Below are 25,173 nucleotides of genomic sequence, written 5' to 3' on the forward strand. Positions count from 1 at the left end.
AACCTAGTGCCCCGGTCTCTTGGCATACTAGAGGCGCTGGCGATTTTTGTTCCTGCCCTATGGTGTCCGATCCGCAACCAAATTCACCCGACTGGCTGCGTCTGCAACGGGCGCTGTCGGTGGAGGCTGAGAGCGGGTTTAACGACCTGGTGGGCAAACAGCAGACCTTCAGCGAGTTTTTGCGAGACAGTTTGCAACAGCCGCCGGGAGTGTTGCCGCCGGATCAGCAGCGGTCTTGGCAGAGTTTGGCCCAAAAGTATAGTGACTATAGCGATTTGGGCTTTGCCCAACGGCAGCATTTGGTGGCGGAAACGCGGCGGTTTCTCTACGGCACCCAGCGGATGCTGGAGCAGTTTGGCAAAACCCAGGCCCAGCGGGGGCGGGGAGACGGTTCGGAGGACGCAGGGGACAGGGGGGATGCGGGGACGGGGGGAAGGTCGGCGGCATCGGCATCTGCAACGGTGGCGACTTCGGCGGCAAAGCGTAGCCCTAAGACGGCGCAGGTGGCGGGAACCAGTCCAAATAGCTTTGGCTTTGGGTTGGATCAACCGCTCACCTACCTGAAGGGGATTGGCCCCAAGAATAGTGAGCGACTGGCCAAGCTGGGCCTGTTCACCGTGCAGGATGTGCTCTACTACTATCCCCGCGACCACATCAACTATGCCCAGCAGGTGAAGATTCGCGACCTGGTGCCGGGGGAGACGGTGACGATTGTGGGCACGGTGAAGCGGGTCAACTGTTTTACCAGTCCGCGCAACAAGAAGCTGACCATTTTTGAGCTGCAACTATCGGACGGCAGCGGCACCCTCAAGCTAAATCGCTTTTACCCCGGCAACCGCTACGCCACGCCATCTTGGCAGCAGCAGCAAAAGCGCCAGTATCCCCAGGGGGCGGTGGTGGCGGCGTCGGGCTTGGTGAAGGAGGGCAAATATAACGTGACCCTGGAGGATCCGCACCTGGAGGTGTTGGACAGCCTCAGTGATCGCATCGAATCCCTCACCATTGGGCGGCTGGTGCCCGTGTATTCGCTGACGGAGGGGGTGACGGCTGACCTGGTGCGACGGGTGGTGGTGGCCTCGTTGCCAGCGGTGCCGTTGGTGAAGGATCCTCTCCCCGTGGATGTGCGGCAGCGCCAGGGGTTGGTGGCGTTGGAAACCGCCGTTGCCCAGATTCACTTTCCTGATGACGAGGAAAACCTGACCCAGGCCCGCCGCCGCCTGGTGTTCGATGAGTTTTTCTATCTGCAACTGGGCCTCTTGCGTCGTCGGCAGCAGCAGCGCCAGCAGCAAACCGCCATCACCCTAGCCCCCACCGGAGAGTTGATTGACCGCTTCTATGGCATCCTGCCCTTTAAGTTAACCGAGGCCCAGCGGCGGGTCGTGAACGATATTTTGTCTGACCTGCAACAGCCCATCCCGATGAACCGCCTGGTGCAGGGGGATGTGGGGTCAGGCAAAACCGTGGTGGCGGTGGTGGCGATTTTGGCGGCGATCCAGTCCGGCTATCAGGCGGCGTTGATGGCCCCCACGGAAGTCCTCGCCGAGCAGCACTATCGCAAACTGGTGGACTGGTTCAATCAGCTGCACCTGACCGTGGAACTGCTGACCGGATCGACTCGCGCCGCCAAACGCCGCAAAATTCTGGGGGAACTGGCCACGGGGGAACTGAAAGTCCTGGTCGGCACCCATGCGCTGATTGAAGACCCGGTGCAGTTCTGTGCCCTGGGCCTGGTCAGCATCGACGAACAGCACCGCTTTGGCGTCCAGCAACGGGCGCGACTAATGCAGAAAGGCGCGAATCCCCACGTCCTCACCCTCACCGCCACCCCCATCCCCCGCACCCTGTCGCTAACATTGCATGGGGATTTGGACGTGAGCCAGATCGACGAACTGCCCCCCGGACGCAAGGCCATCCAAACCACCCTGCTCACCAACCAAGACCGCACCCACGCCTACGACCTAATGCGGCGGGAAATTGCCCAGGGTCGCCAGGTCTATGTGGTGTTGCCCCTGGTGGAGGAGTCGGAAAAGCTCGACCTCAAATCCGCCGTGGACGAGCACCAGCGCCTCGCCGAGGTGATTTTCCCTGAATTTAAGGTTGGTCTGCTCCACGGCAAAATGTCCTCCGCTGAAAAGGACGCGGCCATCACCGCCTTCCGCAACCAGGAAACCCATATCCTGGTGTCCACCACCGTGGTCGAGGTGGGCGTAGACGTACCCAACGCCTCGGTGATGCTGATCGAACACGCCGAACGCTTTGGACTGTCGCAACTGCATCAGCTCCGGGGGCGGGTGGGTCGTGGGGCGGCGCAATCCTTCTGTTTGTTGCTCAGCAGTAGCCGCAGCGAAAATGCCCTGCAACGGTTGCGAGTGCTGGAACAATCCCAGGACGGCTTCTTTATTGCGGAAATGGATCTGCGCTTTCGAGGGCCGGGGGAAGTGTTGGGTACCCGACAATCTGGCCTACCTGATTTGGCGTTAGCGAGTTTGATCGAAGACCAGGACGTTCTCATGTTGGCCCGCGAAGCTGCGGAATCTCTACTGAACGAAGACCCTACTCTCTCCCGCTGGCCTCGGTTAGCGAAGGAACTACAACGTCGCTACGACAAATTTATGGGCGGGGCGATTATGACCTAGCGGATCCAGCCTACAATGAAGGGGCATCCGCGCCCTGATTAGCGAAAGACTGCCCCATGGAGAGAGTCGCTTTTCCAACCTCAGCACGTAACAGATGGGTTCTTTGCCCCGCCACAATGCCCCTTAAAGCCTCACCCCTAGCCTAGGTCTTTTCTGAAGCACCCTCACCCTCAAGCCGATCCTAGGCCATAAAACAGGCCAAACGAGAGCGAAAAATTAGTCCAATTTCAGTCCAGACATAAGGCAGAGAATCTGAAACTATTGCAAAACAGAAGCTTGAGGATTTTGATTGTTTGCGGTGTAGGCAACTACTCAAAAAACCTCTTTATCCACGGGTGTCTAGGGTTCTGCTCTGCTACAAACTCTTCCAGCAACCTTCCTGTCCAGCGATGTCCAACAAGGACCTCCGCGAAGCAAGGGTGTCACTGGAACTGCCCTAAAAATCCGCGCCAGCCGCCCAACCTCAACTACGTTGCCTTGCTAAACCAAGCCCAAATTTCATCACCCCGACCTCCAAAGGGCGAAGCGGCAGGGTACATTCGCGGCGATAGCCCCACCCATCAAAACCCTGATCGCCTCGGCGAGACGCAAGGCACCCCCAAACGAATCAAGGGTAGCCAAGCAGAATTTGACACTAGTCTTAAGACAAGAATAAGCAGTCTAATAAAAAGTCTAGCTTCGAGACTTAAAAGACCTGATGCGAGATGCCTTCGATGGTGATGCGCCTCAAGCCAATAATGCACACGCAAGCACCCTCATCCGAGAAGCTATGGAGTCAGGCATTGCACAGCACGTACAGAAGGTGCCCTGCGCACTGAGCCCATAAAGCCAAGTTCAAATCGAATTTGCTACCATATCTCGTAAAAAGACTCATAATTATCTAAATAAGTCTATTAAAAAGATGATTAAGTCTATTTGCGAGATTATTGTCAACCCATTGCTCAATTCTTTGCGCCTAGGCTGTGACCGCAAGATCGAGATCAGAAAAGTCCCTTAATAAGAATTAGCAGTCTATTCAATAGACTTAAAATGAGGTGTTTAAGACTTTTTGCAAGACAACCTACTTGCTTATCACCTGAGTTTGCGATAGGTCAATTGCTGTCATCTTGAGCAATCTGCTTCCTGGATTGCCAGAGCGTAGGTCTACTGGATTTATCGGGGGCGTGGTTCCCTGCTCTCATCCAGCGCCTATGACATTCATGGCGGTGCTGATGATTCTGTCTCAATAAAGGAATCAAGGATGTCTAGATTGGACTATTTTTAGTACTATCAAGTCCAGATATAAGACTTGCGGGCGATTCTTGGGAGTATTTCAGGACTCTGGGGCGCATGGAAACGGCCACTATCGAATAAGAAGGCTGATGGCCTCTATTCTTAATGGTTTTTCATATTATTTTCTGTGGATAAGATTGGAGTGCTGGCTGGCGCAGCGGATTGCTGTTGTTTGAGCGCTTCCCATTGTTGTTCGAGTTCTGCGCGTTCTTGTTTTAGGCTGCGCTCTAGTTCTTGGATTTCGTCCCGGCGGGCAGCTGTCTCTAGGGCGCGACGATCTACCTCTTGGCTTTTTAGGGTGAGGGACTGCCGCCATTGTTCGGCCCGTTCAATCTCCTGCTCTAGGGCGGTAGGGGTGACGCCATAGCTGAGGTAGTCTTCGACTAGATTGAGCACCCAGGCGGTTGCGTCTTCAATGGCGCTAACTTGGTCTGGCCCTTCCACATCTACCAGCACCAGATGGCCTTCTTGGAACGCTAGCAAGCGAGAGGTTTCCACGGTGCGCTCGGCAGGGAGGCGTTCCCAGGTGGATTCGGAGGTACGCACCGCCAGCAGCGCGAGTTCAGCCCCGCCAACTAATGTTTTTCTTTGCACCTTCGCCAAATACTGCATGGGCGGCTACGGGATTGCGATGGACTGAGTATACCGCTAGAGATCGTTTCAACGGACGGGGGATGTTCCGGTTAGCGCCTGGTGGAGGAGGGAAGGCTCCATCAGGTCGTTGTCGTCAACGATGCCGAGTTGATCATCGACCCAAACCTGGCGAGCACGAGTGACCTGGTTGGCTTGCAGCGTGACTAGGGAAAAGTGGCGTTGGGTGACACCATTCTGCTGTCGCCAACGGGGCACCCTAGCGGCATTGAGGTAAACCGTTGCCCCAGCGCTGTGAATTTGGCGGCGCAGGCGATCTTTGCGATGGCGTAGGGTGTGGTGCATGTGCCCAAAGGCCACCAACGGAACGGTTTTACCGCTCTGCTTAGCGTAGGCAATGGCCGCCGCTAGGTCAGGATCACCATAGTCACTGCCGATGGGGTTCCAATCTCGCCCACAGGGATCTTCGGGCGCTGCGCCCAATCCCTGTGGGCCACTGTGGCCAATGAAAATGAGGTTGTCATAGGCGGTTGCATTCACGGCATCGCACAGACGCTCGATGGACGCTTCCCAGCTATTGACCCCATAGCGTTCGGCGTAGAAGGGGGCATTTGTCCAAGTGGAGCCCCCCCAGCTAAACGGACGTCCACCCACTACCGATAGGCCCAACTGGGGTAAGTCTAGATGGCCATAGCCTACATGGCAGTGGCCCAAATCCTGCAACTGCTGGGCGACCCAATCCTCCTGTTGGCGGTTGTAAGGGCACTTCTTTTGACCCCAAGGCGTAGCGCTGTACCAGGCATCGTGATTACCTAAAATTACGGCTTTGGGCAAATCTAGGGCCGCCACCTGGCGCACCAACGCAACGGCCTCATTGCCAAAATCACCTACAAACAGCACTAAATCCACCCCCAACCGATGCAGAGCCAGCGCATCAGCCTCGCTCCACTGATCGTGGACATCTCCCACCACAGCGAGGGTGAGGGGCGCGGGGGCGCGGTTAGTATGGATTGGGGCGGAGGCAACGGAGGTCATGGGCGAGGCAGGTGGAGGGATGAGAGAGAATGAGGGTGAGGGGCAATCTCAAGCTATTCAAGGGAGTTTGCGATCTACTGAGCCTATCTTTTATTAAAGGTCAAAATTTATTAAAGGCCAAAATTACCAGACAATAAACGGGTATCCACCGGGCCGAAGTCATGCCTTATCTAATTTTTACCGACCTCGACGGTACCCTCCTCAACGCAGAAACCTACGACTGTCAGGCCGTACAGCCTGTTCTGACGGCCCTGGCTCAGCGGTCTATTCCGGTCATCCCCGTCACCAGTAAAACCCGTGCCGAAGTAGACCACCTGCGGCAGGCCCTGGGGTTGCGAGATCCCTTTGTGGTGGAAAACGGCAGCGCGATTTACGTCCCCCAAACCGGAATTCCCTTTCCTTGCCCAGCGGGGGAGGACGAGGGCAACTACCGCGTTGTGACCCTGGGGTGCAACTATGTCACGGCGCGGGCCGGATTGAAGGCCATGGCCCAAATCTTGGGTCGTCCGCTCAAGGGTTTTGGAGATTGGAGCGTGGAGCAAGTGGAACAGCTCACGGGGCTATCGACCGCAGCCGCCAAACGGGCCAAGGCCAGAGACTTTAGCGAACCGTTTATGACGCCCAAAAACGTGACAGAGGCCGATCTCCAAGGGGCGGCAGAGGAAATGGGGTTTCGGGTGGTGTTAGGAGATCGCTTCTCCCATCTGATTGGCGGCGCAGCGGGTAAAGGAGAAGCGGTGCGCCAACTCGTAGCCCTCTACCGAAGCGCCTACCCCGATACTCCCCTCACCACCCTGGGCCTGGGTAACAGCCCCAACGACATCCCTATGCTAGAGGTGGTCGATCAGCCGATCATTCTACCCGGCGTGTCGGGTCCCCATCCTCAACTGGCGGAGCGGGGTTGGCCCGTAGCTCCGTCTCCAGCCCCTACGGGTTGGGCCGAGGCCGTCATCCATCAGATCGATGACCTGGCTCCATGAAACAGCTCCATGACCTGGCTCAATGGGATTGAGTTCCCTCACCCCCTTTTTCCACCCAAGTCTAGCCCTGCAACTTGGCCCGCAACTCAGTTTTGATGCGGCTCAAAATCGAGGCTTCATCTAGGCTGTCTAAAATTTGGCGTACCACAGCCTTTGGCCCCTCTGGCCCCCAGGCAGCTCCGTTGGTGAGGTAGGTTTTGGCGACTTGGCCTAGGCCGTAGGTAGAGAGTCCAGCCACCGCCGCTTGGGTGAGGGCCACAGGAATGTAGGGCGCAAGGGACAGGCCCCCCGTCGCCAAGGCTGACACCCCCAGTAATCCCTTCAGGGAACTCAGACCTACCGTCACCGCCACTTCACTGAGGGTAATGCCGCCAAGGCCGACAGCAATTTGCTTGAGGAGCTGAATCGCTGCCGTTTGGGTCATGGGCAGACCGTAGATGCGGGAGAGGGTGAGGATCAGCGACACGTCAATCAGGGCTCCACTGATTAGGTCGGCCATGGTGATGGGGTTTAGGGCCACAGCCACAGCCGTAATCATCACCCCATTCCAGATCGTGTCGTCGGCGATGCGGTCACAAATTTGCCGCTTGCGTTCCACAATTTCTGCACTGATGGCGTCGGCATAGATCAACGTGTTTAGCGCCACCAGAGCCTTACCCTCGCGGTGCAGGATGTCCAAAATCTTGAGTTTGAGGTCGTCTACCTGGGGCGTTCCCCGCACGGTTTCGTAAACGACAGAGCCATCCCCCTGCTCCACCGCCTGCACCGCCAGGGGAGCCGCCGCCACCCGCACGATTTCCTCCGGCGAAATCAAATCCTTCAGCCGTTGGTCGCAGAGAACGTCGTAGATTTGCTGGCAATCCGCCTCCGGGTACTGATCCATCTTGTTGAACACCAGCAGAATTGGCTTGCTGGCCCGCCGCAGGGCGTGGAGAGCTTCATACTCCACCCGCGTCAGGTCGCCCGCAATCACAAACAAAATCAAGTCCACCTGTTCGGCAACGCGCTGAGCCAGGGTAGCCCGTTCCTCCCCCGCCACCTCATCCAGGCCGGGGGTGTCAATCAACTCAATGCGCGACTGGCCGAGGCTCTTCAGCGACACCCGCCGTAAATCCGGTCCCTCCTCAGCCCCCGCGCCCCAATCTTGGGCCACCGACCACTGCGCTCCTTCCACCACTTGGGTGACGCCGTGAATCGGGCCTGTAGCAAACACCTCCGCACCCAGCAACGCATTTAGCAGCGACGACTTGCCCCGCCCCACCAGACCAAACACCGCAATATGAACGACGGTGTTCTCCAACTTATCTAGCAACCCGCTGAGGCTGTGGATCGCCTCATCCAGGCCCGTGCGCTCCCGTGGGGTTAGGTTCAGCCGCTGCACCAAATCCCGCAGCGCCCCCTGGGCACGGCGATAGTTGGCGTCATCTTGCAGGGTTTGAACCTCTCCCACCAGTTGCCCCAACTCCTGTTCCACCTCATCCCAGGTGGGGGGCCGAGAGGGCGGCGGTGGCAGAGGACGGACGGCGCTGGGCAGGGGCGAGACCGGGGAAGCAGGAGGGCTGTCTGGGTCAGAGGCCATCCAGGTAAGGGCCGCATCCACATCGTCCCAGATCCCATCGTCCCACCCTGGAATATCCCTCGCCAAAACGATGGCCGTACTAGGCGGTGCAGCCCCGTCAGACGATCCTGGGCTCCTGGGAGACGGTTCGCCAGGAGATAGTTCACGAGACTCACTAGGAGACAGTGCGCTGGAAGACGCTTCGGCAGCAGACCATTCGCTGGGCAAGGGAGAAGACAGTTCGCTAGAAGCCATGGGCCTGATGTGTGATAACCCGAATCTTCAGCATAGCGAAGGGCTGCTCGTAGCAGGGTGAGAACTCCCAGGGAGATCACCGGAATTTTGGACGATTCTGATGAATCCCTTAGCAAGGGATGCGAGAATAGGTCAGAAAAGCGACGTTGGGCGACGTTCGATTCTCCCTTGGGCGATCAGCTGGGCTAAAGTGCGGCAGTCACCCTCAATCTGCGCCGCAGTTCTCCTTCTCGGCCATCTCACAGCGGCAATCTCGTAATTGCCAATCTCGCAATCGTATCGACACTAGACAGACACCATGGGCAGTATCGAGTTCAAAACACCGGGCCAACGGGAGGTCTACTACCGGATTTTGCCCTGGATGCATGATTTATTTGGGGAGTCTCTGGTGGTGTTTGAGGATGAGCCCCTGTTTATCGTCAATCTAGGCTCAGCGGTGGCCTCCACGCGGGTTGTTCCGTGGCACGAAGACGAAACCCTCATCACCACTCGCTCCTACGTGGTGACAGACATTCACCTCACCCCAGAGCTGAGTTACTACCTGCTACGAGAAAACAACAACATCTACTTTGGCCGCTTTGCCTACGATGCCGAAAACGACATTGTGTTTGAACACAGCCTCCTAGGCGAAGGCTGCGAACGCAATGCCCTCAACCATTCCGTCACCACCGTCATCCGCATCGCCGATAACTATGATGACGAAATTGTGGCCCGGTGGGGTGGCAAGCGAGCCCTAGACCGTTGGGCTTCCTAGTCGGTGCTGGGTTGGTTCACAGGCTCGGAGGGTTGGGTGTTGGCTCGGATGCGCCCATTGATGTCCTGGAACAAGATTTCCAGCAGTTCCGGCGTAATGGCCCCCGGAATTAGCAGGTCGTTCATCAGAAAGGTGGGGGCGCTTTGGAGTTCGAGGCGCTGGGCCAAGGCCCGATCCCGCTGGAGGGTGGCCTCTGCTTCGGGGCCGTGGCGATCTCGGTTGAACTGCTCCAAATTCAACCCGATGGCGCTGGCAAGCTCCAGGTAAAGATCCTCCCCCAGCCGTTCCTGATTGGCAAAGAGACCATCGTGGTAGAGCCAAAACTGCCCCTGCTGGCCTGCGGCCCAAGCGGCTTTGGCGGCGGGGGTGGCCTCAGGATGGATATTATCCAAGGGAAAATGCTTGTAGACGTAAAGCATATCCCCGTTGTGGCGACGGATAAAATCCTTCATCTGGGCGGCAGAAACAGCACAGTAAAGGCACTGAAAATCAGAAAACTTAAACAGCACAATGGCCGCATTGGGGTTGCCCTGGGTGGCCGAGGTGGCGATCAACTCTGCCCGATCTAGGCTGGTGATCACCTCGGTGACAACGGCCTGCTTAGGGCCAGTAGCCGCTGGGCTATCGGACGGGGGCTCGGCTGTCCCCAAGAGCGTTGGCCAAGGCACCAGGGCCGCCAAGGGAACGATTAACCCCAGCCCCACTAGGCCCAAACAAAACCACAACAAACGCTTAGAGTGAAGAATCTTTTGCCAGATTTGTGCCATGGGGGAGAGGGGTTCTGTTACCGGAGTGGGGGGCAAAGGTGCAGCCTGGGGGGCCATGAGGGGCCACGATGACCCAGCTATGGGCGGTGCAGGGTAGATACCAAAGACGGCGGATCGGGGGCAGAGCAAAGCCCCATGAAGTCGATCAACTGTCGCACCAGTTCGGGCTTAGTGACGGCAAGGATGGTAGAGCCACTTTCTAGGATAGAACTGCCGTTGGGAATGCTAAGGGCTTCGTGGGGATGGGCTTGGTAGCCAATGATGAGCGTCCCCGCCGGGAAGCGAGGATCCTGGGCAATTTCAGCCACGCTGCGGCCCACAATCGAGCAGGTTTGGGGAATAGACAGCTTCAGCACTTCAATTTGCCCCTGTTCAAAATGCATCATGGCATCCACCTGGGGATACTCAATGGCGTTGACCATACGGTTAATGGCTAGGTCTACCGTGCTCATGATGTGGGTTGCGCCCGCCAAGTGATAGGGCTCCGCAAAGTCGCGATCACTCATTCGCACAATGATTTGCGGCACGCCATAGTGTTTGCACAGCGTTACCAGGGCCAGGTTCAGGGCATCCTCCTGAAGCGTGGCAATCACCACTCCAGCCTTGCGAATCCCGGCCTCTAGCAGCACCGTCGTATTTACAGCGCTGCCTTCAAAGGCCATCACCCCAATCTTTTCGCGCACCTGCTGACAGACAAGGGGGTTGCTATCAACCACCGCAATGGTGTGCCCCATGGCCAACAAAGTTTTGGCCAATTCTGTACCCATGCGCCCCATGCCGCCAATCAGTATGTACATCTCGCCTCCTGCTATCCTCACCTATCCTAGCGGAGTGCCAATCCGAAAAAAGCCCCGACCCTTTGGAGAGGGAGGCTCCTAGGACAGGGTGATGCCATAGCTGACATGCAGCGTAGCCCACTGTCGATGGTCTAGGGCATAAACATCCCCAACACTGCGCCCCTCTGGGAGCGCATCGTCATGATGGAGGTCTTGTAACAGGGCTTGGGCAAATTTCAGGGGTTGCTCAACCCGCTGTAGGTCGGCCTGGGGAGGGGGCAAAGCGCCATCGGCAGCGAGTACCGCAAGGCTGTAGGTCAGGGGTTGGGCGCTGAGAACAATGTGTGTCTCAACCCAGGCGGTAGACCCCAGAATGCCCCAGCCGTTGGCCTGATTGGGCACCAACAGGGTTTGTCGAGGAGCCAAGGGCGGCAGGATAAGCTGGGTCTCGTCGGTATTACCGCTCTCTTCAGGGGGCACCACCAAAGCCGAGCAGTCTCCTTGGCTATTGAACCGAATCACCATCACGTATAGGGGCACTGCGCTATGGTTGGTGATGCGATACTGGAACCGGGTATCCCGTGGCAGGTTGAGGCGAGTGGGGCCGTTGCCGGGATCGGTGAGGCCGGGGTGGGTGCGGCGGCTGGCTTCTGTCTGTTGGCGCAGCAGCACCGTGGGCTTGGGGCCAACGGCTTCCACCGCCACTGAGGCCGCAAGCCCAGAGGCAAAGCGGTTTTGGGTCAGGCGGATCAGCTTCAGGGCCAATAGGGAACGCAGGGTGGGCGTCAGGCGCGTAATAGCGGTTTTGACCGCCTCATCCTTGGCTAGCATAGTCCCCGGCACCAGGGTGCGATTGGGGGCAAACAAACCATAGCTGCTTTCTGTTTGCCGATCTGGGGAGGCCGGACGGTCACTTTCGTTGGCGCGACCCACAGGCCCCAAGGGCAAACGCCCAAACAGCGCGTCGGCACTGTGATCTCCCGCAGTTTGGGCCGTCACGAAGGGCAACCCTGCTAGAGCGCTGGTAGCATCCACTCGCTCCACCCGTTTAAGTTGGGCATCTAGGGCCACACCGAGGGAAAGGTTGGTGGGCAACAGGCGCACTGTTTCGTACAGCGGCTGGGCCGTGGTGGGTAGGGGGGCATCGGCCATCACGGGTTTGGCGATGCCATGGAGGCCCGTACGCGACTCTAGCCGCAGGTCTAAACCAGGATCGGGGAAGACATCGGGGACCGTGGACTCCGTAGACGTAGCGGCATCGGCAGCGAGAGGATTGGGGATGGTAAACCGAGATCCGGGCTGGAGGTAGGGCAGTAGTTCTGGCGAGAGCCCGCCCAGCCAAAGGTCGAGGCTGCGTTGGTCGGCGGGTTGCGCTATGCCTGCCGCATTGGGCTGATCTGGGGGCAAGCTGTAGGGCATAGTCACGGCCTTGGGCACCAGCACATTCCCCAGGGTTGGGACTTCATCCGGCCCAGTCCAGCGCTGGAGCCGATCCCCCGTCCGCTGGATCAGCAGCTTGGGATTGGGATCCGCTGCGGCTTCCCATAGACCTTGGGTGAGGGCGTAGGTGAACAGTCCGGCGCTGAAGCCATCCCACGGCCCCTCTAGCACCAGACTGCCGGGGGTATTGGCTCTCAACAGCAAACCGGGCCAAGGGGTTTCGCCTTCTCTGGCTCCTTCCACCGTGCCCAAGAAAGGTTCCGGCAAGTGGCCCGTGGGCACCGTGGGCCGAGATCGCACCTTCATATTGCCCCAGCGCAGATAGCCCGTATCCTGGCTTCCGGCGTCGATCACCGTGGTCAGATTAGCTGTGGCCACCCGTCGCAGAATGGCCGAAATTTCCACCTCAAACAGGTCATTTAGGGCGGGCTGATCGCTGCTGGGCAGGCGTCCATCCACGGGCACCCAGGTGCGGTAGGTGCGGCTGGGGTTGCCGTCCCAGCGCACTTGGCTACCGTAGCCGCTGAAATGCAGCAGCACCACGTCGTCGGCCTGGGCCTGCTGAACGAGGTGCTGATCGAGGGCGTTGAGGATGCCCTGGCGGGTCGCCGCCTGATTCGTGAGGGTGAGGATATCCGAGGGCGCAAAGCCAAAGCGGTGGATAAGCAACTGCCGCTGCATCTCCACATCGGTGAGGCACCCCTTGAGGACAATGTCTTGACCAGGGGTGGGGCTAATGGCCCGATCTGGGTACTGGTTAATGCCAATCAATAGGGCCAGCTTGCGACGGGCAGGTTTGCCGAGGGCTTGGGCATAGGAAGCGGGCCAAACCAGGCTACCCCCCCCTACGCCTAGCGCCCCCAGCGCCAGAATCGCCCCTTGCAAAAACGTCCGTCGATTCAGTGTCACGGAATGGCTTGCCCCAGTGATGGTGTGCCCTAGGTAGAGGATACCTTAGCCGACTGCTTCGGGGACTCGCATGGCGCGGGCCAGTTCCGCCGCCACTTCGGGCCGGGAGAATTCCGGCGGGGGCAGTTCTCCCCGGCGCAGCATCTCGCGTACCTTGGTGCCCGACAGGTGGATGCGCTCCTCCTTGGTGCTGGGGCTGGTTTTGGAGGTGGCCATGCCCCCCGTGCGGGTGCAGTAGAAGGCGTGCTCAAACTTCATCGGCACGATGCCCAGTTCGGCGGGGTCAAACTCGTCGAAGATGTACTGAGCGTCGTAGGTGCCGTAGTAGTCGCCCACCCCGGCATGGTCGCGCCCGACGATGAAGTGGGTGCAGCCGTAGTTTTTGCGAATTAGGGCGTGGAAAATGGCTTCCCGTGGCCCTGCATAGCGCATGGCAGAGGGGTTAATGGCCAGAATCACCCGATCCTGCGGGAAATAATGCTCCACCATAATTTCGTAGCAGCGCATCCGCACATCGGCGGGGATGTCGTCGGACTTGGTGGCCCCGACCAGGGGATGCAAGAACAGCCCGTCCACGGTCTCTAGGGCGCACTTTTGAATGTACTCGTGGGCGCGGTGGATGGGGTTGCGAGTTTGGAAGCCCACCACGGTTTTCCAGCCCTTTTCCCGGAACATCGCGCGGGAGACAGCGGGGTCAATTTGGTACTTGGGGAACAGGGGATGGGGATCCCGCTGCATTAGCCAGATCGGGCCAGCCAGGTTCACCGCGCCCTGCTCATAGACCACCTTCACGCCGGGATGCTTGTCTTCGTCGGTGCGGTAGACGTTGATGGCCTCGCGGGCTTTGTCGTAGGTGTATTTTTCTTCCAGTTCCAGCACGCCCACAAAGCGCCCGGTGGGGTCATCCAGTCGCACCAGGGAGCCTTCCTTCAGGGGATCCGCCACCGCTTCGCTCACAGACAGGGTGACAGGCACCGCCCAGGGCAAGCCATTGGCCAACCGCATATCCGTCACGACGGGATCGTAGTCGGCCTTTTTCATAAAGCCGTCTAGGGGGCTGAAGCCGCCAATGGCAATCATCACCAGGTCGGAAAAGGCCCGTTCATCCAAGGTCACACGGGGCAAATGATCGGCCTGATCCAAAAAATGGGCTTCCTTTTCGGGGGAAACTAGGCGATTGATGAGCGTGCCACCGTGGGGGGCAATACCATCCTTATGCATCGTCATGAGAGATACCGTTTTCCTACACTGGGCGACATTGGCCGCGAAGTCAGACCGGAGCAGCGTCATTACCCCTAGGGTCAATGTCCGCCGTTGTCATTAAGGCGATGAACCATACTCGCCAGGGCCACAAACCACACAATGGCTCGATTGACTCGCTTACTCCATGAAATTACATCTTGGCACCAATGTCACCTGCGACGGAGATTTTCATGGGTTCAAAATTCAATTTGACTGCAATTCAACTGCGATTAGACGGGAATTTATCTGCTGTAGAAAATTCTGCCACAGAGTCGAGGTCGCCACCGAAGAATCATCTGCCCATCAGCCGTGGATGACCGTGGCGATCTCCTCACCTTGGTATCGAGTCATGGGTTTATGTTGACCTGTCCCTCCACAAACCCCCAAAGCCCAGCGTCGCTTCTTGGTAGACTGGTAAAGCTGCAAAAAATCTGGCCTGTCAGGGTGATGGCCCTATTCAGGCCCAGTCGGTAGCACTGCGATCCACGGTTTACTTTCTCTTTTCCTATGGCGACATTTTTGCTGGAAGTGGGCACCGAAGAATTGCCCGCCAGTTTTGTAAGCGATGCCCTGGCTCAGTGGCAGCAACGGGTTGTGGCAGATTTAGAAGAACAGGCCCTCGCCCCAGAACTGGTGCGGTTTTACGGCACTCCTCGGCGGTTGGCCATGGTGCTAAAGGGGTTGCCCGACCGTCAGCCCGACCGCACGGAGGAGGTGAAAGGCCCCCCGGCCCAGGCGGCGTTCAAAGACGGCCAGCCCACCAAGGCCGCTGAAGGGTTTGCCCGTTCCCGTGGGGTCGAACTCGATGCCTTGGAAGTGCGCGAAACCGATAAGGGCGCGTTTGTCTTCGTCACCCAGGCCATTGCCGGACGACCCGCCGCTGAGGTGTTGACAGAGCTGATTCCCGGCTGGATTTTGAACCTCGAAGGCAAGCGCTTTATGCGGTGGGGCGATGGCGATCTGCGCTTCCCTCGGCCCATTCGCTGGCTGGTAACGCTGCTGGATACCGAAGTGCTGCCCCTCACCCTGGAAAATGGATCCATCACCTGCCAGAGTGGTCGCCATTCCCAAGGCCATCGAGTCCTAGCGCCAGAGGCCATCGCCCTGAAGCAGGCCCAAGACTATGTGGAAACCCTGCGCCACGCCTTTGTGGAAATCGATCCCGTTGCCCGTCGCCTGCTGATCCAAAAGCAGGTGGAGGATGCCGCGAAGGAATTGGGTGGCGTACCCGTTATTTCGGAAGCCCTGTTGGACGAAGTGACCAACCTGGTGGAGTGGCCCACCGCCGTCGTCGGCCAGTTTGACGCAGAATTTTTAGAACTGCCGCCGGAAGTCGCCACCATGGAAATGGAAAGCCACCAGCGCTATTTCCCGGTGCGGAAGTCGGCCCAGTCTGCCGACCTCATGCCCTACTTCATCACTATTTCCAACGGCGATCCGGCCAAAGCCGCCATCATCGCTGAGGGCAACGCCAGGGTGATCCGCGCCCGCCTCTCCGACGGCAAGTTTTTCTTCGATGCCGACCGGGCCGTTTCCCTGGATCAATTTGTCGAAAAGCTGGAAACCGTCACCTTTGAGGAGCGGCTGGGTTCCGTGGCCGCCAAGGTGCAGCGCATCGAAGCCATCGCCGCCCGCATTGCCGCTCAGCTTGGGGTCGAGGCTGCGACTCGCCAACACATCCAACGCGCCGCCCACCTGTGCAAGGCGGATTTGGTCTCCCAAATGGTGGGAGAATTCCCCGAACTCCAGGGCGTGATGGGCCAAACCTACGCCACCCACAGCGGCGAACCCGACGCCGTCGCCACCGCTATTTTTGAGCACTACCTGCCTAGGGGTGCCCACGACCAACTGCCCCAAACCCAGGTGGGCCAAGTCGTTGGCATTGCCGACCGCCTGGATACCCTGGTCAGCATCTTTAGTTTGGGCGAAAAACCCAGCGGTTCCTCCGACCCCTTTGCCCTGCGCCGCGCCGCCAATGCTGTGGTGAACATCATCTGGGCGGCGGGTTTGCCCCTTAACCTGCTGGCCCTGCTTCAAGATGTAGTGGCCGATGCCGTGGCGAATCCGGGTATCCCCATTGCCGACGCCGAACCGCTGCTGGGCCAACTGCGGGACTTTTTCCTCCAGCGGGTGCAAACCCTGCTCCAGGACGAATTGGGGATTGATTACGACCTGGTGAATGCCACCCTAGGCGAAGACAATCCCGCCTACGCCGACCGCGCCCTGGTGGATTTGCTGGACACCAAAAATCGGGCGCAGTTCCTCCAGGAAATCCGCCAGGACGGACGCCTTGCCACCATCTACGAAACCGTTACCCGCGCCACCCGCCTTGCGGCCCAGGGCGATCTGGCCACTACGGTTCTTGACCCCGCTGGATTGGTGGATGCCAAGCAGTTCCAATCCCCCGCCGAACAGGCGTTTTTGGACACCCTAGACACCCTACTGCCCCAAACCCAAGCCGCCCAGGCCAGCCGCGACTATCAGCAGTTGCTCTCCGGCCTTCAGCAAGCGGCCCCCGTGGTCAGTGGTTTCTTCGATGGCCCCGATAGCGTCTTGGTGATGGACGAAAACCCCGCCATCCGCCAAAACCGCCTGAATCTGCTAGGTCTGCTGCGAAACCATGCCCTGGTATTAGCTAACTTTGGGGCGATTGTGAAAGGCTAGGGGTGATGCGAGTCGGGCTGCTTATCTGAGTTGAGAGCAGCCCAACCGCTAGCGAGAAACAGCGCCATAGCGAACCGAGGCCCACAGCACTTCCCCAGCCCCTCAAACCCAACCCCTCAAAACTGAGCCATGAGATATTCCCGACGCAGACGAGCAATGGCGTCGATGGAAATCCCCTTGGGGCACACCGCCTGACATTCGCCGTGGTTAGAGCAGTCCCCAAAACCTTCGGTGGCCATTTGCTCAGTCATCGCCAGAACGCGGGCTTTACGCTCAGGATGTCCCTGGGGCAAGAGGGATAGGTGAGCGACCTTAGCTGCGGTAAAGAGCGAGGCGGAAGCATTGGGACAGGCGGCCACACAGGCTCCACAACCAATGCAGGCCGCATAGTCAAAGGCTTGATCGGCCTGGGGCTTGGGCACAGGCAGGGCGTTGGCCTCCGGGGCAGACCCGGTTTTGACTGAAATATACCCCCCCGCCACCATAATCCGGTCGAGGGCGGTGCGATCCACCACCAGATCCTTCACCACCGGAAACGCCTGGGCGCGCCAGGGTTCTACGGTGATGGTGTCGCCATCTTGGAAGTGACGCAAATAGAGCTGACAGGTCGCCGTTTCTTGCTTCCCCCCGTGGGCCTTGCCGTTGATCATCAGACCGCAGGATCCGCAGATGCCCTCGCGACAGTCGTGATCAAACTCCACCGGGTCTTCCCCTGCGTGGATCAGTTGCTCGTTCAAAACATCCAGCATTTCCAGGAAGGACATATCTGGATGGGCTGTGGCCAGGGTGTAGGTGCGCAGTTGCCCCAGCTGATCGACACTGGGTTGTCGCCAAATCTTGAGGTGAAGTTGCATCGTACCAGACCCAGATCAAACAACGTGAAGCACCGGGCCAGCCTTGAGGAGCTTTGCCGATTGAGCCCTGTTCCGACGGGAGATGGCCTGAACCGAGCCCTCTCTAGGGTATACCCGATCATTCCAGAAAAAACTACCCTACCGATGACCAGCTAGCGCTCCTCTTCTGAACTGGCGGCGAGGCTGGCCCATCAACGCCAGGGGCACCCGCCAACCCCAAAGCCAGCTTGCTCTAAACTAGCTGAACCTCAATCAGCCTGCCCTAAATCAGGTTGAGAAAATGCAGTACCCCTTCCCCACTGAGACGCTCGATCACGATGGCAAAGGCAAAGCCCAGCATGGCAAGGCGGCCATTGAGGTTCTCGGCATCGCGGGTAAACCCCCAGATGGAGGACTCGGCCTGGGCGGGGGCAGATAGGCGGGTCATAGCTTCTCCTATTTGTAACGCTTTGTTAAGAAGGATAACAATTTACCTGCAAAAATGGGATGCCTCCCTAGGCCGTCTCCGCCCAACAGCCCGGTTTACACCGCTCTTAGCCCTTTGCTTCTACCTTGACGCCCCCAAAAAGTTACGCGACACTACATCTCATCGAGAGTATCGCTCTCCCCAAACAATGCAGGTCAATGCCAGTTATTGACTTTTGCAATGTCCAGCGGCAGCGAAAACCCTTGATCCTTAGTAGGATAAAATGGCACGGTTTCTGCACTAGCCCCAGGTAAAAGCTAGATACAAACCTAGGTCTATCCGTGCTTTTGGCCTTCCGTGACCCCAAAAGTGAACACCTATCTATGGAAACCCTAGAGTTCATTATTTATCCCGATGGTCGGGTTAAGGAGATGGTGACAGGCATTGTCGGGGCTTCCTGTGCCGAAGTGACGGCAGCCATCGAAGCCCAGTTGGGCACGGTGGTCTCCCATCAAACCACCTCCGACTACTACGCCCAACCCCAAGAGCAATCGCTCCAGGAACGGGCCGCAACTCAGGTTTCCTACAGCCAGTGGTAAGCGCTTATCTTTAAGGTTTTGTTCTCAATATCCCGAAGAAAACATGTCACACTTTAGCCAGATTAAAACCAAGCTCCGTAACCTGTCCTCCCTGCAAGCGGCCCTCACCGATTTGGGCACAGCATGGAAAGCTGGCCCCTGTTCGGTGCGCGGCTACCAAGGCCAAACCGAAGTAGCCGAACTGGTGATTCCCCAGGAAAATGGCTATGACATCGGCTTTCGTCGCAACGCCGACACCCAAGACTATGAACTGGTGGCCGACCTGCAATATTGGCAGCAACCCCTCACGGTGGATGGTTTTCTGCGCCAAGTGACCCAGCGCTACGCCTACAACACCGTCATTACTGAGAGCCAGCGCCAGGGCTTTCAGCTTGCCGAAGAACAGGTCCAGAGCGACGGTTCAGTGCGCCTCGTGGTGCAGCGCTGGAACGGTTAGGCTCACTGCTCTGGTGATGGTGACCAAGATCCTTAGGCGGATCGCGAGGCCATCGTTCTTTCCTGTTGGCACGGAGTTTGCCCCATGGCTGATGTCGATTCCTCTCTGAACTGCCCCGCCCCGCCTAGCGGGCTAGAGCCTGAGTTGGGCGGGAACCTGCGCCAAGCCGATGACCGTACCGGACTAGAGCCGGAACTGGGGGGGCAACTGCGGCAGCGGGGGGTCTATGTGGATGAAATCACCTGCATTGGCTGCAAACACTGTGCCCATGTGGCCCGCAACACCTTTTACATCGAGCCCGACTACGGTCGTTCCCGCGTCTACCGTCAGGATGGCGACTCGGAGGACATCATTCAGGAAGCCATCGACACCTGCCCCGTAGACTGCATTCACTGGGTAGACTACACCGAGCTGAAGCAGCTTGAGGCAGACCGCAAACACCAAGTCATTCCGGTGGCTGGGTTCCCGGTAGATAAGGCCACCGCCGTTTTACAAATGCGGCGTTCCAAGCTCAAGGCCCAACGAGCTTCCCACAAGTCAGACACCTAGGCAGGGCCGTTCCGCATGGGTGATGCGTAGTGGTGCGTTAGGCATGGGCTAGATCACCGATGGCACTCATCTCAGAACAACGCCGCAGACGAGTCCTTGACCCATGCCCCCAGGGATTGGAGCACATCTAGTTCGGCAGCAGAGAGCCCTGTAGCTCCCTGGAGGTTCACCCCGGCATAGGGGCGATCGGGCTGAAGTTGGTGGCGGCAACCGCCTCGGTCTACCTCCCAAACGAAGACGTCTGAATTGTGGCTGGCCGTAGCCAGGGATGTGCCATCAGCGCTGAAGAGAGCCGCCCAAATAGGCTGGCGATGCCCCCGCAGACGGCGACACCGACGGTTAGTTTGGGGATGCCACAAATCTACTTCAGTGCCGTGGCTGGTGGCCGCGAGGGCGGTGCCGCTGGGGTCAAAGGCGACGCTATGGATCCAATGGCCGTCGGGCGGTGCCCAGCGTCCCAATGTGCGCCCCTGGGGCAGATCCCACCAAACAACGGTGCCATCATGGCTGGCGCTGATCAAGGTTGCGCCATCAGGGCTAAGGGCAAGGCTGTGGACGGGGCGCTGATGGCCCTGCAGCCGTCGGGGCTCTGCATCCTCGGGGGGCCACAGAGCAATAGTGCCGTCCCGATGGCCGCTGAGGAGGCGGGGATGGTTCAACCTGGGGTCGTCCTTTCCATCGGTTGCGCCCCAGATAAGGGTAGAGGGCGGCGCAGACCCACTAGGCCACTGCTGCAAGCGTTGGCCACGACTAACTGACCACAGAGATAAGGCGTGGGCATCGGCACTGGCTAGCCCTTGGCCATCGGGGCTGAAGGCAAGGCAATGGGCCAACTGATGAGCAATCCACTGGCGCTGTCCCGTGGCGCTGTGCCACAGGTGAATCGTTTGGTTGGCGCTGGCGCTAGCACACCACTGGCCATCGGCACTGAGGGCCAAGGCTTGGATCGAGTCGGTGAGGCCCGTTAGGGTGCGGGGGGAAGAGGGGCGAGGGTCTAGTGGCCAAAGCCTGAGTTGGTCATCGCTGTGGCCCGTCAACAGTTGGGCAGCAGCGGTGCTGAGGGCCAAGTGGGTGACGGGATGAGCCTGCCCTAGAAAGCGGCGGAATGCTTCCCCTGTGTTAGCCTGCCATAGGTGAATCTGATAGTCACTCCCCGTGACCAGGTATTGACTGTTGGGGCTGAAGCTAAGCCACCACACCGGAGCCTCTGCCGAAGGTAGGCCATAGCAGAGAGTCCGGCTGGGGATATCCCACACCACCACGCTAAAGTCGGGACGGCTACAGGCCAGGTATTGCCCATCGGGGCTGAGGGCAAGGGCGGGCAAGGGCTGGACATCAATGGTCAGCAACCAACAGGGACGCCCCGTTTGCACATCCCACAGCACGAGGCCATGGTCGTCGTAGCCTGCCGCAAAGGGTAGGGCAGGGCTGTGGGGATCCTTGGGGTCGGGCAAAAATCCAGCGGTGCGAATCGAAGCTGGAGCCGGAGCCCGAAAGGCCGTGATGAGGCACGCCTGGGATAGATCCCACAGGCAGGTAGTTTGGTCGTCGCTGCTGATCAGGCGATCCCCCGCTGCACTAAAGGCTAAGCTATGAATCGCCCCTGGATGCTCTGTCCAGCAGGCCCAGCAGCGCCCAGAGGCCACCTCCCACAGCCGCAGTTCCCCTTGGCTATCCCCAGAGGCCAACCAAACGCCATCTCCGCTGAAGGCCAGGGCTTGTACCGCCGCCCGGTGGCCGCAGAGGGCATCCGAGTGGGTGCGACGACTCAGCAGCCAGAGTCTAATTTGCCCCGTGGCGTCGCCCGTAGCCAAGGTGTCACCATCGGGGTTAACGGCTAGGGCCTCAATGGCCAAGGCCGCACCGTCGTCGAGCCCCTGCACCCCCTGGCCCCGATCCACCGACCACAGCAGCAAACGCCCCTCCTGGTCGCCCGTTACCATCAGCGGTTCCTCACCCTCGGCTAGGGCCATCGAACCGCTGGCTAGATTCACCGGAGGACAAAAGGCCACCCGAGGACTGCGCCCTAGGGCTGTCGCAAAGGCCGTTTGCCGAAACTGCACCTGACGGAGGTTAGCCCCCTGCACACTAATCTGGCGGAGGTCGGCCTGCCAGAGGGCCAACTCAGAAAAATCTGCCCCGCTAACGCTGACCCCCAAGGATTGGCAAAGCTGCAACCAGTTCGCCGCCCCAAAGCCGGGTTGGCCCCGGTGCTGTTGCCGCAAGGTCTGAAGCCGTTGATGACACGCCTGCGTCAAGTCTGCCAAAAGAGGGAACCGCTGGCGTAATTGCTGGGCCAAGGGATCGACTAGGGCGGATCGCTGCTCGGTTTGCACCGATTCTGAGGCCGTCATCATCACCAGGGGCAACCGCTGAAGCCAGTGAAACTCCCCCGCCAGCCATTCCATGGCCAGCAGATCTAGCAAATGAGGCTCCACCAACCTTTGCACCAAGGGCGGTAGACCGAGGTGGGTATCGGTAGGGGGGAAATCAGACGGGGGACCCTCCGGCTTAGAAACCTGGCTTGGAATTTGGGGCGTCCCTTGCGGCCAGGCTGGCAACCTATGGGACGGAGAGACTGGGGCCACCTGCACCTGACACAGCCCCCGATCAACCAAGGACTGCACGACCGCTGGCCCAGGATAGTTGGGCATTGCCGTTTGCAATGCCTTTAGGGCAACCGGAGCACGGGCCAAAGCCAGCCAAAATAGCAGGTACTCTTCCTCAAAGGTGAGCCGTTGCAGGAAGGCTTTCCAGGGATCTGCTAACCATTCCGGCTGGGGGCTTTGGGCGAGGAAGGCCGCAAGCTGGCCCTGATAAACCGTGGTGAGGGTAGTGGCGAGGCGACGTAGCAGCAGCGGGTTGCCACCGTAGCGTTGCCTAAACCGTTCCCCTTGGTCGGGCGTCATAGATAACACCCCACGCTGGTGCAGCAAGGCTTGGGTCTCCGCCGCACTCAGGTCTGACAGCCCATAGCCCTGCGCCCGTGGCCCCATCCACTGAAACCGATCCGCCGGAGGCTCACGGCTAATAACCACCACACTACTGGCATGGGCGTGGGTGGCCCACCGTTGCAGCAGGCGCTGTAGCGTTTCAGTGCCCGGTTGGTAATGGCCTGCCAGTTGCTGGGGCGCTAGCCGAGTTTCCAGCCCATCCACCACCAGTAGGCAGCGCTGTTGCTCTAGCTGGGCCAAGACCCCATCTATGCCGACGGTGCCTGGGGCAAACGGTTCCTCCGGCCTCAACCAATCCGCTAGGGCCACCAGCAGCGACGCATCATCGGGATAGTCCGCCAGATCCACGTAGCCACAGCGATCCATCTGGGGGCCAAGGCGGTGGATGAGCTGCCCCGCCAGTGCGGTCTTCCCAACACCGGGCAAGCCCCACAGCAACACCAGCCGACAGGGGCCATCCTCTACCCCCTCCCCAGTAATCCACTGACTGAGGGTGGCCAAGTCCTCCGCCCGACCCCAAAAATCCGCTACCTCCATGGCTGGAGCCGATCTCACCCCCCGCTGGGCCACTGGAGCCGCTCCCCCAGCATTGCCCAGTGTCTCCGTGCTGGCTGTCCCCAAGGTTGGCGTCAAGGTTGGCGTCTCAGATCCTGGTACTCCCAATCCTGACGCGCCTAACCCTGGCATGATAAGTCCTGCCGCTGCCGACGAGTCCACCCCCAGTCCACGGGGGGATTTTCCCTGCTGAGCCCAGGTTCGCAGCACATTTTGTAGGTTACGCTTTGTCACCTTAATGCCCTGGTGGTGGGGATCCACCAAGCCAGATAGCAGGTGCCATAGCTTTGGCCCCACATCTTTTTTGAGGTAATCCTCGGAGTAGCCCACCGCCTGGTCGGCCATGGCCCCGTAGGTTTGGTTGTGCCAAGCGCCCTGCAATACCAGGCGCTCCACATCCTTTAGCGGTCGCCCAAGCTGCTCCAGAGCCGCCTGATTGACTAGCCCCGCAATGTCTTCAAAGTCCATTCACCTGCCACCCCTGGCCCCGGATGCCTAGGGCTTAGTCTACCCCGAATAATTCAGCCCTTTCCAGAACTCCCTGGGGGCCGGGGGTAATCCATGGCCAAACCATGGCAGCAGACGCCCATCAACCAAACCAGTTGGGGGCGATTTTCCATCGTCTAGGGCTGTCATTCGCCCAGAACCGCTATAGCATCAAAGGACGAGGTGAACTTCCCCCAGGCAAACTTCCCCCAGGCAACCAGGGACATAGCGATGACTCAGCGACCCATTTATCTAGATGGCCATGCCACAACCCCCGTAGATCCACGGGTGATGGAGGCCATGATTCCCTTTTTTACCCAGCAGTTTGGCAATGCCGCTAGCAGCAGTCACCTCTATGGCTGGGAGGCCGAAGCCGCCGTCAAGCAGGCCCGTGAGCGCTTGGCAGCGGCGATTAATGCCAGCCCAGAGGAAATTGTCTTCACCAGTGGGGCCACGGAGGCCAACAACCTCGCTATCAAGGGCGTCGCGGAGGCGTATTTCCAGCGGGGGCGGCATATTGTCACCGTGCAGACAGAACACAATGCCGTCCTGGATCCCTGCACCTACCTCGCCAGCCTAGGGTTCGAGATTACCGTTTTGCCCGTGCAGGCCAACGGGTTGGTCAATCTGGATGACCTGGAGGCTGTACTCCGGCCCGACACGATTTTGGTGTCAGTGATGGCGGCCAATAACGAAATCGGCGTGCTGCAACCCCTGTCAGACATTGGCCAACGCTGCCACGACCTGGGCATCCTCTTCCACAGCGATGCCGCCCAGGCCATCGGCAAGGTGCCGTTGGACGTGCAGGCCATGCAGGTGGATTTGATGTCCCTCACGGCCCACAAGGTCTACGGCCCCAAGGGCATCGGTGCCCTCTACGTGCGGCGGCGCAACCCCAGAGTCACCCTGGCCCCCCAGCAGCACGGCGGTGGCCACGAGCGGGGGATGCGCTCCGGCACCCTCTATACGCCCCAAATTGTCGGCTTTGCTAAGGCGGTGGATCTGGGTCTGGCAGAAATGACCGCAGAAACCCCACGGCTGAAGGGGCTGCGCGATTACCTCTGGGCCAGGTTACAGGCGTGTGATGGCCTCGTAATGAACGGACACCCTAGCCAGCGCCTACCGGGCAACCTCAACCTCAGCGTAGCCGGGGTTGATGGCCAAGCCCTGCACCTAGGGCTGCGATCCCTAGTGGCCATTTCCTCCGGGTCGGCCTGTAGTTCCGCCAGCCGCCAGCCCTCCCATGTGCTCAAAGCCCTGGGCCGCAGCAATGATCTCGCCTACGCCACCCTGCGCTTTGGCCTGGGCCGCTTCACCACCGCCGACGAAATTGATCACGTAGCCGAGGGCGTCATCGCTACGATTACCGCCCTGCGCTCCGCCGCCATAGATCCCATAGATCAAGGCCACACCGTGCCAGAGGCTATTTCCTAGCGATGGTTGGGTGGTGGTTGA

The 25,173-nt window shown here is 59.2% G+C and carries 18 protein-coding genes; 8 read left to right on the plus strand and 10 right to left on the minus strand.

Features of this window, described 5'->3' with window-relative positions; genetic code table 11:
• The first annotated feature begins 59 nt into the window (after positions 1-59).
• Positions 60-2,636: an ATP-dependent DNA helicase RecG gene (gene recG, locus GFS31_RS09120; RefSeq protein WP_198807853.1), complete on the plus strand. Its 2,577-nt coding sequence runs from the start codon at positions 60-62 to the stop codon at positions 2,634-2,636.
• A gap of 1,374 nt (positions 2,637-4,010) precedes the next feature.
• Here the strand turns inward: recG and GFS31_RS09125 are convergent.
• Together GFS31_RS09125 and GFS31_RS09130 are read right to left on the minus strand one after the other, a co-directional pair.
• Entirely contained in the window at positions 4,011-4,502 is a 492-nt protein-coding gene (locus tag GFS31_RS09125) for a hypothetical protein (RefSeq protein WP_225907637.1), read from the minus strand.
• Between the two features lie 66 nt (positions 4,503-4,568).
• Positions 4,569-5,534 carry a TIGR04168 family protein gene (locus GFS31_RS09130; protein ID WP_198807855.1) on the minus strand — a complete coding sequence of 322 codons (966 nt, stop codon included), beginning with the start codon at positions 5,532-5,534 and terminating at the stop codon, positions 4,569-4,571.
• 161 nt (positions 5,535-5,695) lie between these two features.
• On the opposite strand from GFS31_RS09130, the gene GFS31_RS09135 reads away from it, so the two are divergent.
• Entirely contained in the window at positions 5,696-6,514 is an 819-nt protein-coding gene (locus tag GFS31_RS09135) for an HAD-IIB family hydrolase (RefSeq protein WP_198807856.1), read from the plus strand.
• Between the two features lie 61 nt (positions 6,515-6,575).
• Here the strand turns inward: GFS31_RS09135 and GFS31_RS09140 are convergent, their stop codons facing one another.
• Positions 6,576-8,327, minus strand: coding sequence for a DUF697 domain-containing protein (locus GFS31_RS09140; protein WP_225907638.1), 1,752 nt, complete (start codon positions 8,325-8,327; stop codon positions 6,576-6,578).
• A gap of 298 nt (positions 8,328-8,625) precedes the next feature.
• Between GFS31_RS09140 and GFS31_RS09145 the strand changes: the two genes are divergently transcribed.
• Positions 8,626-9,081: a T3SS (YopN, CesT) and YbjN peptide-binding chaperone 1 gene (locus GFS31_RS09145; RefSeq protein WP_225907639.1), complete on the plus strand. Its 456-nt coding sequence runs from the start codon at positions 8,626-8,628 to the stop codon at positions 9,079-9,081.
• Here GFS31_RS09145 and GFS31_RS09150 read toward each other — a convergent pair.
• The 4 genes from GFS31_RS09150 to sat all read right to left on the minus strand — a co-directional run bounded on the left by GFS31_RS09150 (position 9,078) and on the right by sat (position 14,200).
• A complete protein-coding gene (locus GFS31_RS09150; protein WP_198807857.1) occupies positions 9,078-9,848 on the minus strand; it encodes a DsbA family protein in 771 nt (256 codons plus the stop codon). The two genes, GFS31_RS09145 and GFS31_RS09150, sit on opposite strands and share 4 nt — an antisense overlap.
• Before the next feature lie 77 nt (positions 9,849-9,925).
• Complete coding sequence (locus GFS31_RS09155) at positions 9,926-10,645, minus strand: potassium channel family protein (protein ID WP_198807858.1); 720 nt, start codon at positions 10,643-10,645, stop codon at positions 9,926-9,928.
• Positions 10,646-10,723: 78 nt separating this feature from the next.
• Complete coding sequence (locus GFS31_RS09160; protein WP_198807859.1) at positions 10,724-12,973, minus strand: caspase family protein; 2,250 nt, start codon at positions 12,971-12,973, stop codon at positions 10,724-10,726.
• A gap of 45 nt (positions 12,974-13,018) precedes the next feature.
• A complete protein-coding gene (gene sat, locus GFS31_RS09165; protein WP_198807860.1) occupies positions 13,019-14,200 on the minus strand; it encodes a sulfate adenylyltransferase in 1,182 nt (393 codons plus the stop codon).
• A gap of 522 nt (positions 14,201-14,722) precedes the next feature.
• On the opposite strand from sat, the gene glyS reads away from it, so the two are divergent.
• Positions 14,723-16,879, plus strand: a complete 2,157-nt coding sequence (gene glyS, locus GFS31_RS09170; protein WP_198807861.1) for a glycine--tRNA ligase subunit beta — start codon at positions 14,723-14,725, stop codon at positions 16,877-16,879.
• Positions 16,880-16,995: 116 nt separating this feature from the next.
• Here the strand turns inward: glyS and GFS31_RS09175 are convergent, their stop codons facing one another.
• A complete protein-coding gene (locus GFS31_RS09175) occupies positions 16,996-17,733 on the minus strand; it encodes a succinate dehydrogenase/fumarate reductase iron-sulfur subunit (RefSeq protein ID WP_198807862.1) in 738 nt (245 codons plus the stop codon).
• Between the two features lie 262 nt (positions 17,734-17,995).
• Entirely contained in the window at positions 17,996-18,160 is a 165-nt protein-coding gene (locus GFS31_RS09180) for a hypothetical protein (RefSeq protein ID WP_198807863.1), read from the minus strand.
• Positions 18,161-18,522: 362 nt separating this feature from the next.
• Here GFS31_RS09180 and GFS31_RS09185 point away from each other — a divergent pair, with 362 nt between their 5' ends.
• From GFS31_RS09185 to GFS31_RS09195, 3 genes are all read left to right on the plus strand, one after another.
• Positions 18,523-18,738: a DUF2997 domain-containing protein gene (locus GFS31_RS09185; protein ID WP_198807864.1), complete on the plus strand. Its 216-nt coding sequence runs from the start codon at positions 18,523-18,525 to the stop codon at positions 18,736-18,738.
• A gap of 43 nt (positions 18,739-18,781) precedes the next feature.
• Complete coding sequence (locus GFS31_RS09190) at positions 18,782-19,174, plus strand: DUF1257 domain-containing protein (RefSeq protein ID WP_198807865.1); 393 nt, start codon at positions 18,782-18,784, stop codon at positions 19,172-19,174.
• Between the two features lie 84 nt (positions 19,175-19,258).
• Positions 19,259-19,723, plus strand: a complete 465-nt coding sequence (locus GFS31_RS09195; RefSeq protein ID WP_198807866.1) for a ferredoxin — start codon at positions 19,259-19,261, stop codon at positions 19,721-19,723.
• Positions 19,724-19,794: 71 nt separating this feature from the next.
• On the opposite strand, the gene GFS31_RS09200 is transcribed toward GFS31_RS09195, so the two are convergent.
• The gene (locus GFS31_RS09200) at positions 19,795-23,700 is read right to left on the minus strand and encodes a hypothetical protein (RefSeq protein WP_198807867.1); all 3,906 of its coding nucleotides are present in this window, start codon (positions 23,698-23,700) and stop codon (positions 19,795-19,797) included.
• Between the two features lie 249 nt (positions 23,701-23,949).
• Here GFS31_RS09200 and GFS31_RS09205 point away from each other — a divergent pair, with 249 nt between their 5' ends.
• Entirely contained in the window at positions 23,950-25,152 is a 1,203-nt protein-coding gene (locus tag GFS31_RS09205) for a cysteine desulfurase family protein (protein ID WP_198807868.1), read from the plus strand.
• Positions 25,153-25,173: the final 21 nt, after the last annotated feature.

This window comes from Leptolyngbya sp. BL0902, assembly GCF_016403105.1.
Taxonomy (GTDB): Bacteria; Cyanobacteriota; Cyanobacteriia; order Phormidesmidales; family Phormidesmidaceae; genus Nodosilinea.

What these genes read in the sequence shown, in the direction of transcription:
- recG (WP_198807853.1), top strand. Translation starts at nt 60, where the DNA reads ATGGTGTCCGATCCGCAACCAAATTCACCCGACTGGCTGCGTCTGCAA.
- GFS31_RS09130 (WP_198807855.1), bottom strand. Translation starts at nt 5,534, where the DNA reads ATGACCTCCGTTGCCTCCGCCCCAATCCATACTAACCGCGCCCCCGCG.
- GFS31_RS09135 (WP_198807856.1), top strand. Translation starts at nt 5,696, where the DNA reads ATGCCTTATCTAATTTTTACCGACCTCGACGGTACCCTCCTCAACGCA.
- GFS31_RS09140 (WP_225907638.1), bottom strand. Translation starts at nt 8,327, where the DNA reads ATGGCTTCTAGCGAACTGTCTTCTCCCTTGCCCAGCGAATGGTCTGCT.
- GFS31_RS09145 (WP_225907639.1), top strand. Translation starts at nt 8,626, where the DNA reads ATGGGCAGTATCGAGTTCAAAACACCGGGCCAACGGGAGGTCTACTAC.
- GFS31_RS09150 (WP_198807857.1), bottom strand. Translation starts at nt 9,848, where the DNA reads ATGGCACAAATCTGGCAAAAGATTCTTCACTCTAAGCGTTTGTTGTGG.
- GFS31_RS09155 (WP_198807858.1), bottom strand. Translation starts at nt 10,645, where the DNA reads ATGTACATACTGATTGGCGGCATGGGGCGCATGGGTACAGAATTGGCC.
- sat (WP_198807860.1), bottom strand. Translation starts at nt 14,200, where the DNA reads ATGACGATGCATAAGGATGGTATTGCCCCCCACGGTGGCACGCTCATC.
- glyS (WP_198807861.1), top strand. Translation starts at nt 14,723, where the DNA reads ATGGCGACATTTTTGCTGGAAGTGGGCACCGAAGAATTGCCCGCCAGT.
- GFS31_RS09175 (WP_198807862.1), bottom strand. Translation starts at nt 17,733, where the DNA reads ATGCAACTTCACCTCAAGATTTGGCGACAACCCAGTGTCGATCAGCTG.
- GFS31_RS09180 (WP_198807863.1), bottom strand. Translation starts at nt 18,160, where the DNA reads ATGACCCGCCTATCTGCCCCCGCCCAGGCCGAGTCCTCCATCTGGGGG.
- GFS31_RS09185 (WP_198807864.1), top strand. Translation starts at nt 18,523, where the DNA reads ATGGAAACCCTAGAGTTCATTATTTATCCCGATGGTCGGGTTAAGGAG.
- GFS31_RS09190 (WP_198807865.1), top strand. Translation starts at nt 18,782, where the DNA reads ATGTCACACTTTAGCCAGATTAAAACCAAGCTCCGTAACCTGTCCTCC.
- GFS31_RS09195 (WP_198807866.1), top strand. Translation starts at nt 19,259, where the DNA reads ATGGCTGATGTCGATTCCTCTCTGAACTGCCCCGCCCCGCCTAGCGGG.
- GFS31_RS09200 (WP_198807867.1), bottom strand. Translation starts at nt 23,700, where the DNA reads ATGGACTTTGAAGACATTGCGGGGCTAGTCAATCAGGCGGCTCTGGAG.
- GFS31_RS09205 (WP_198807868.1), top strand. Translation starts at nt 23,950, where the DNA reads ATGACTCAGCGACCCATTTATCTAGATGGCCATGCCACAACCCCCGTA.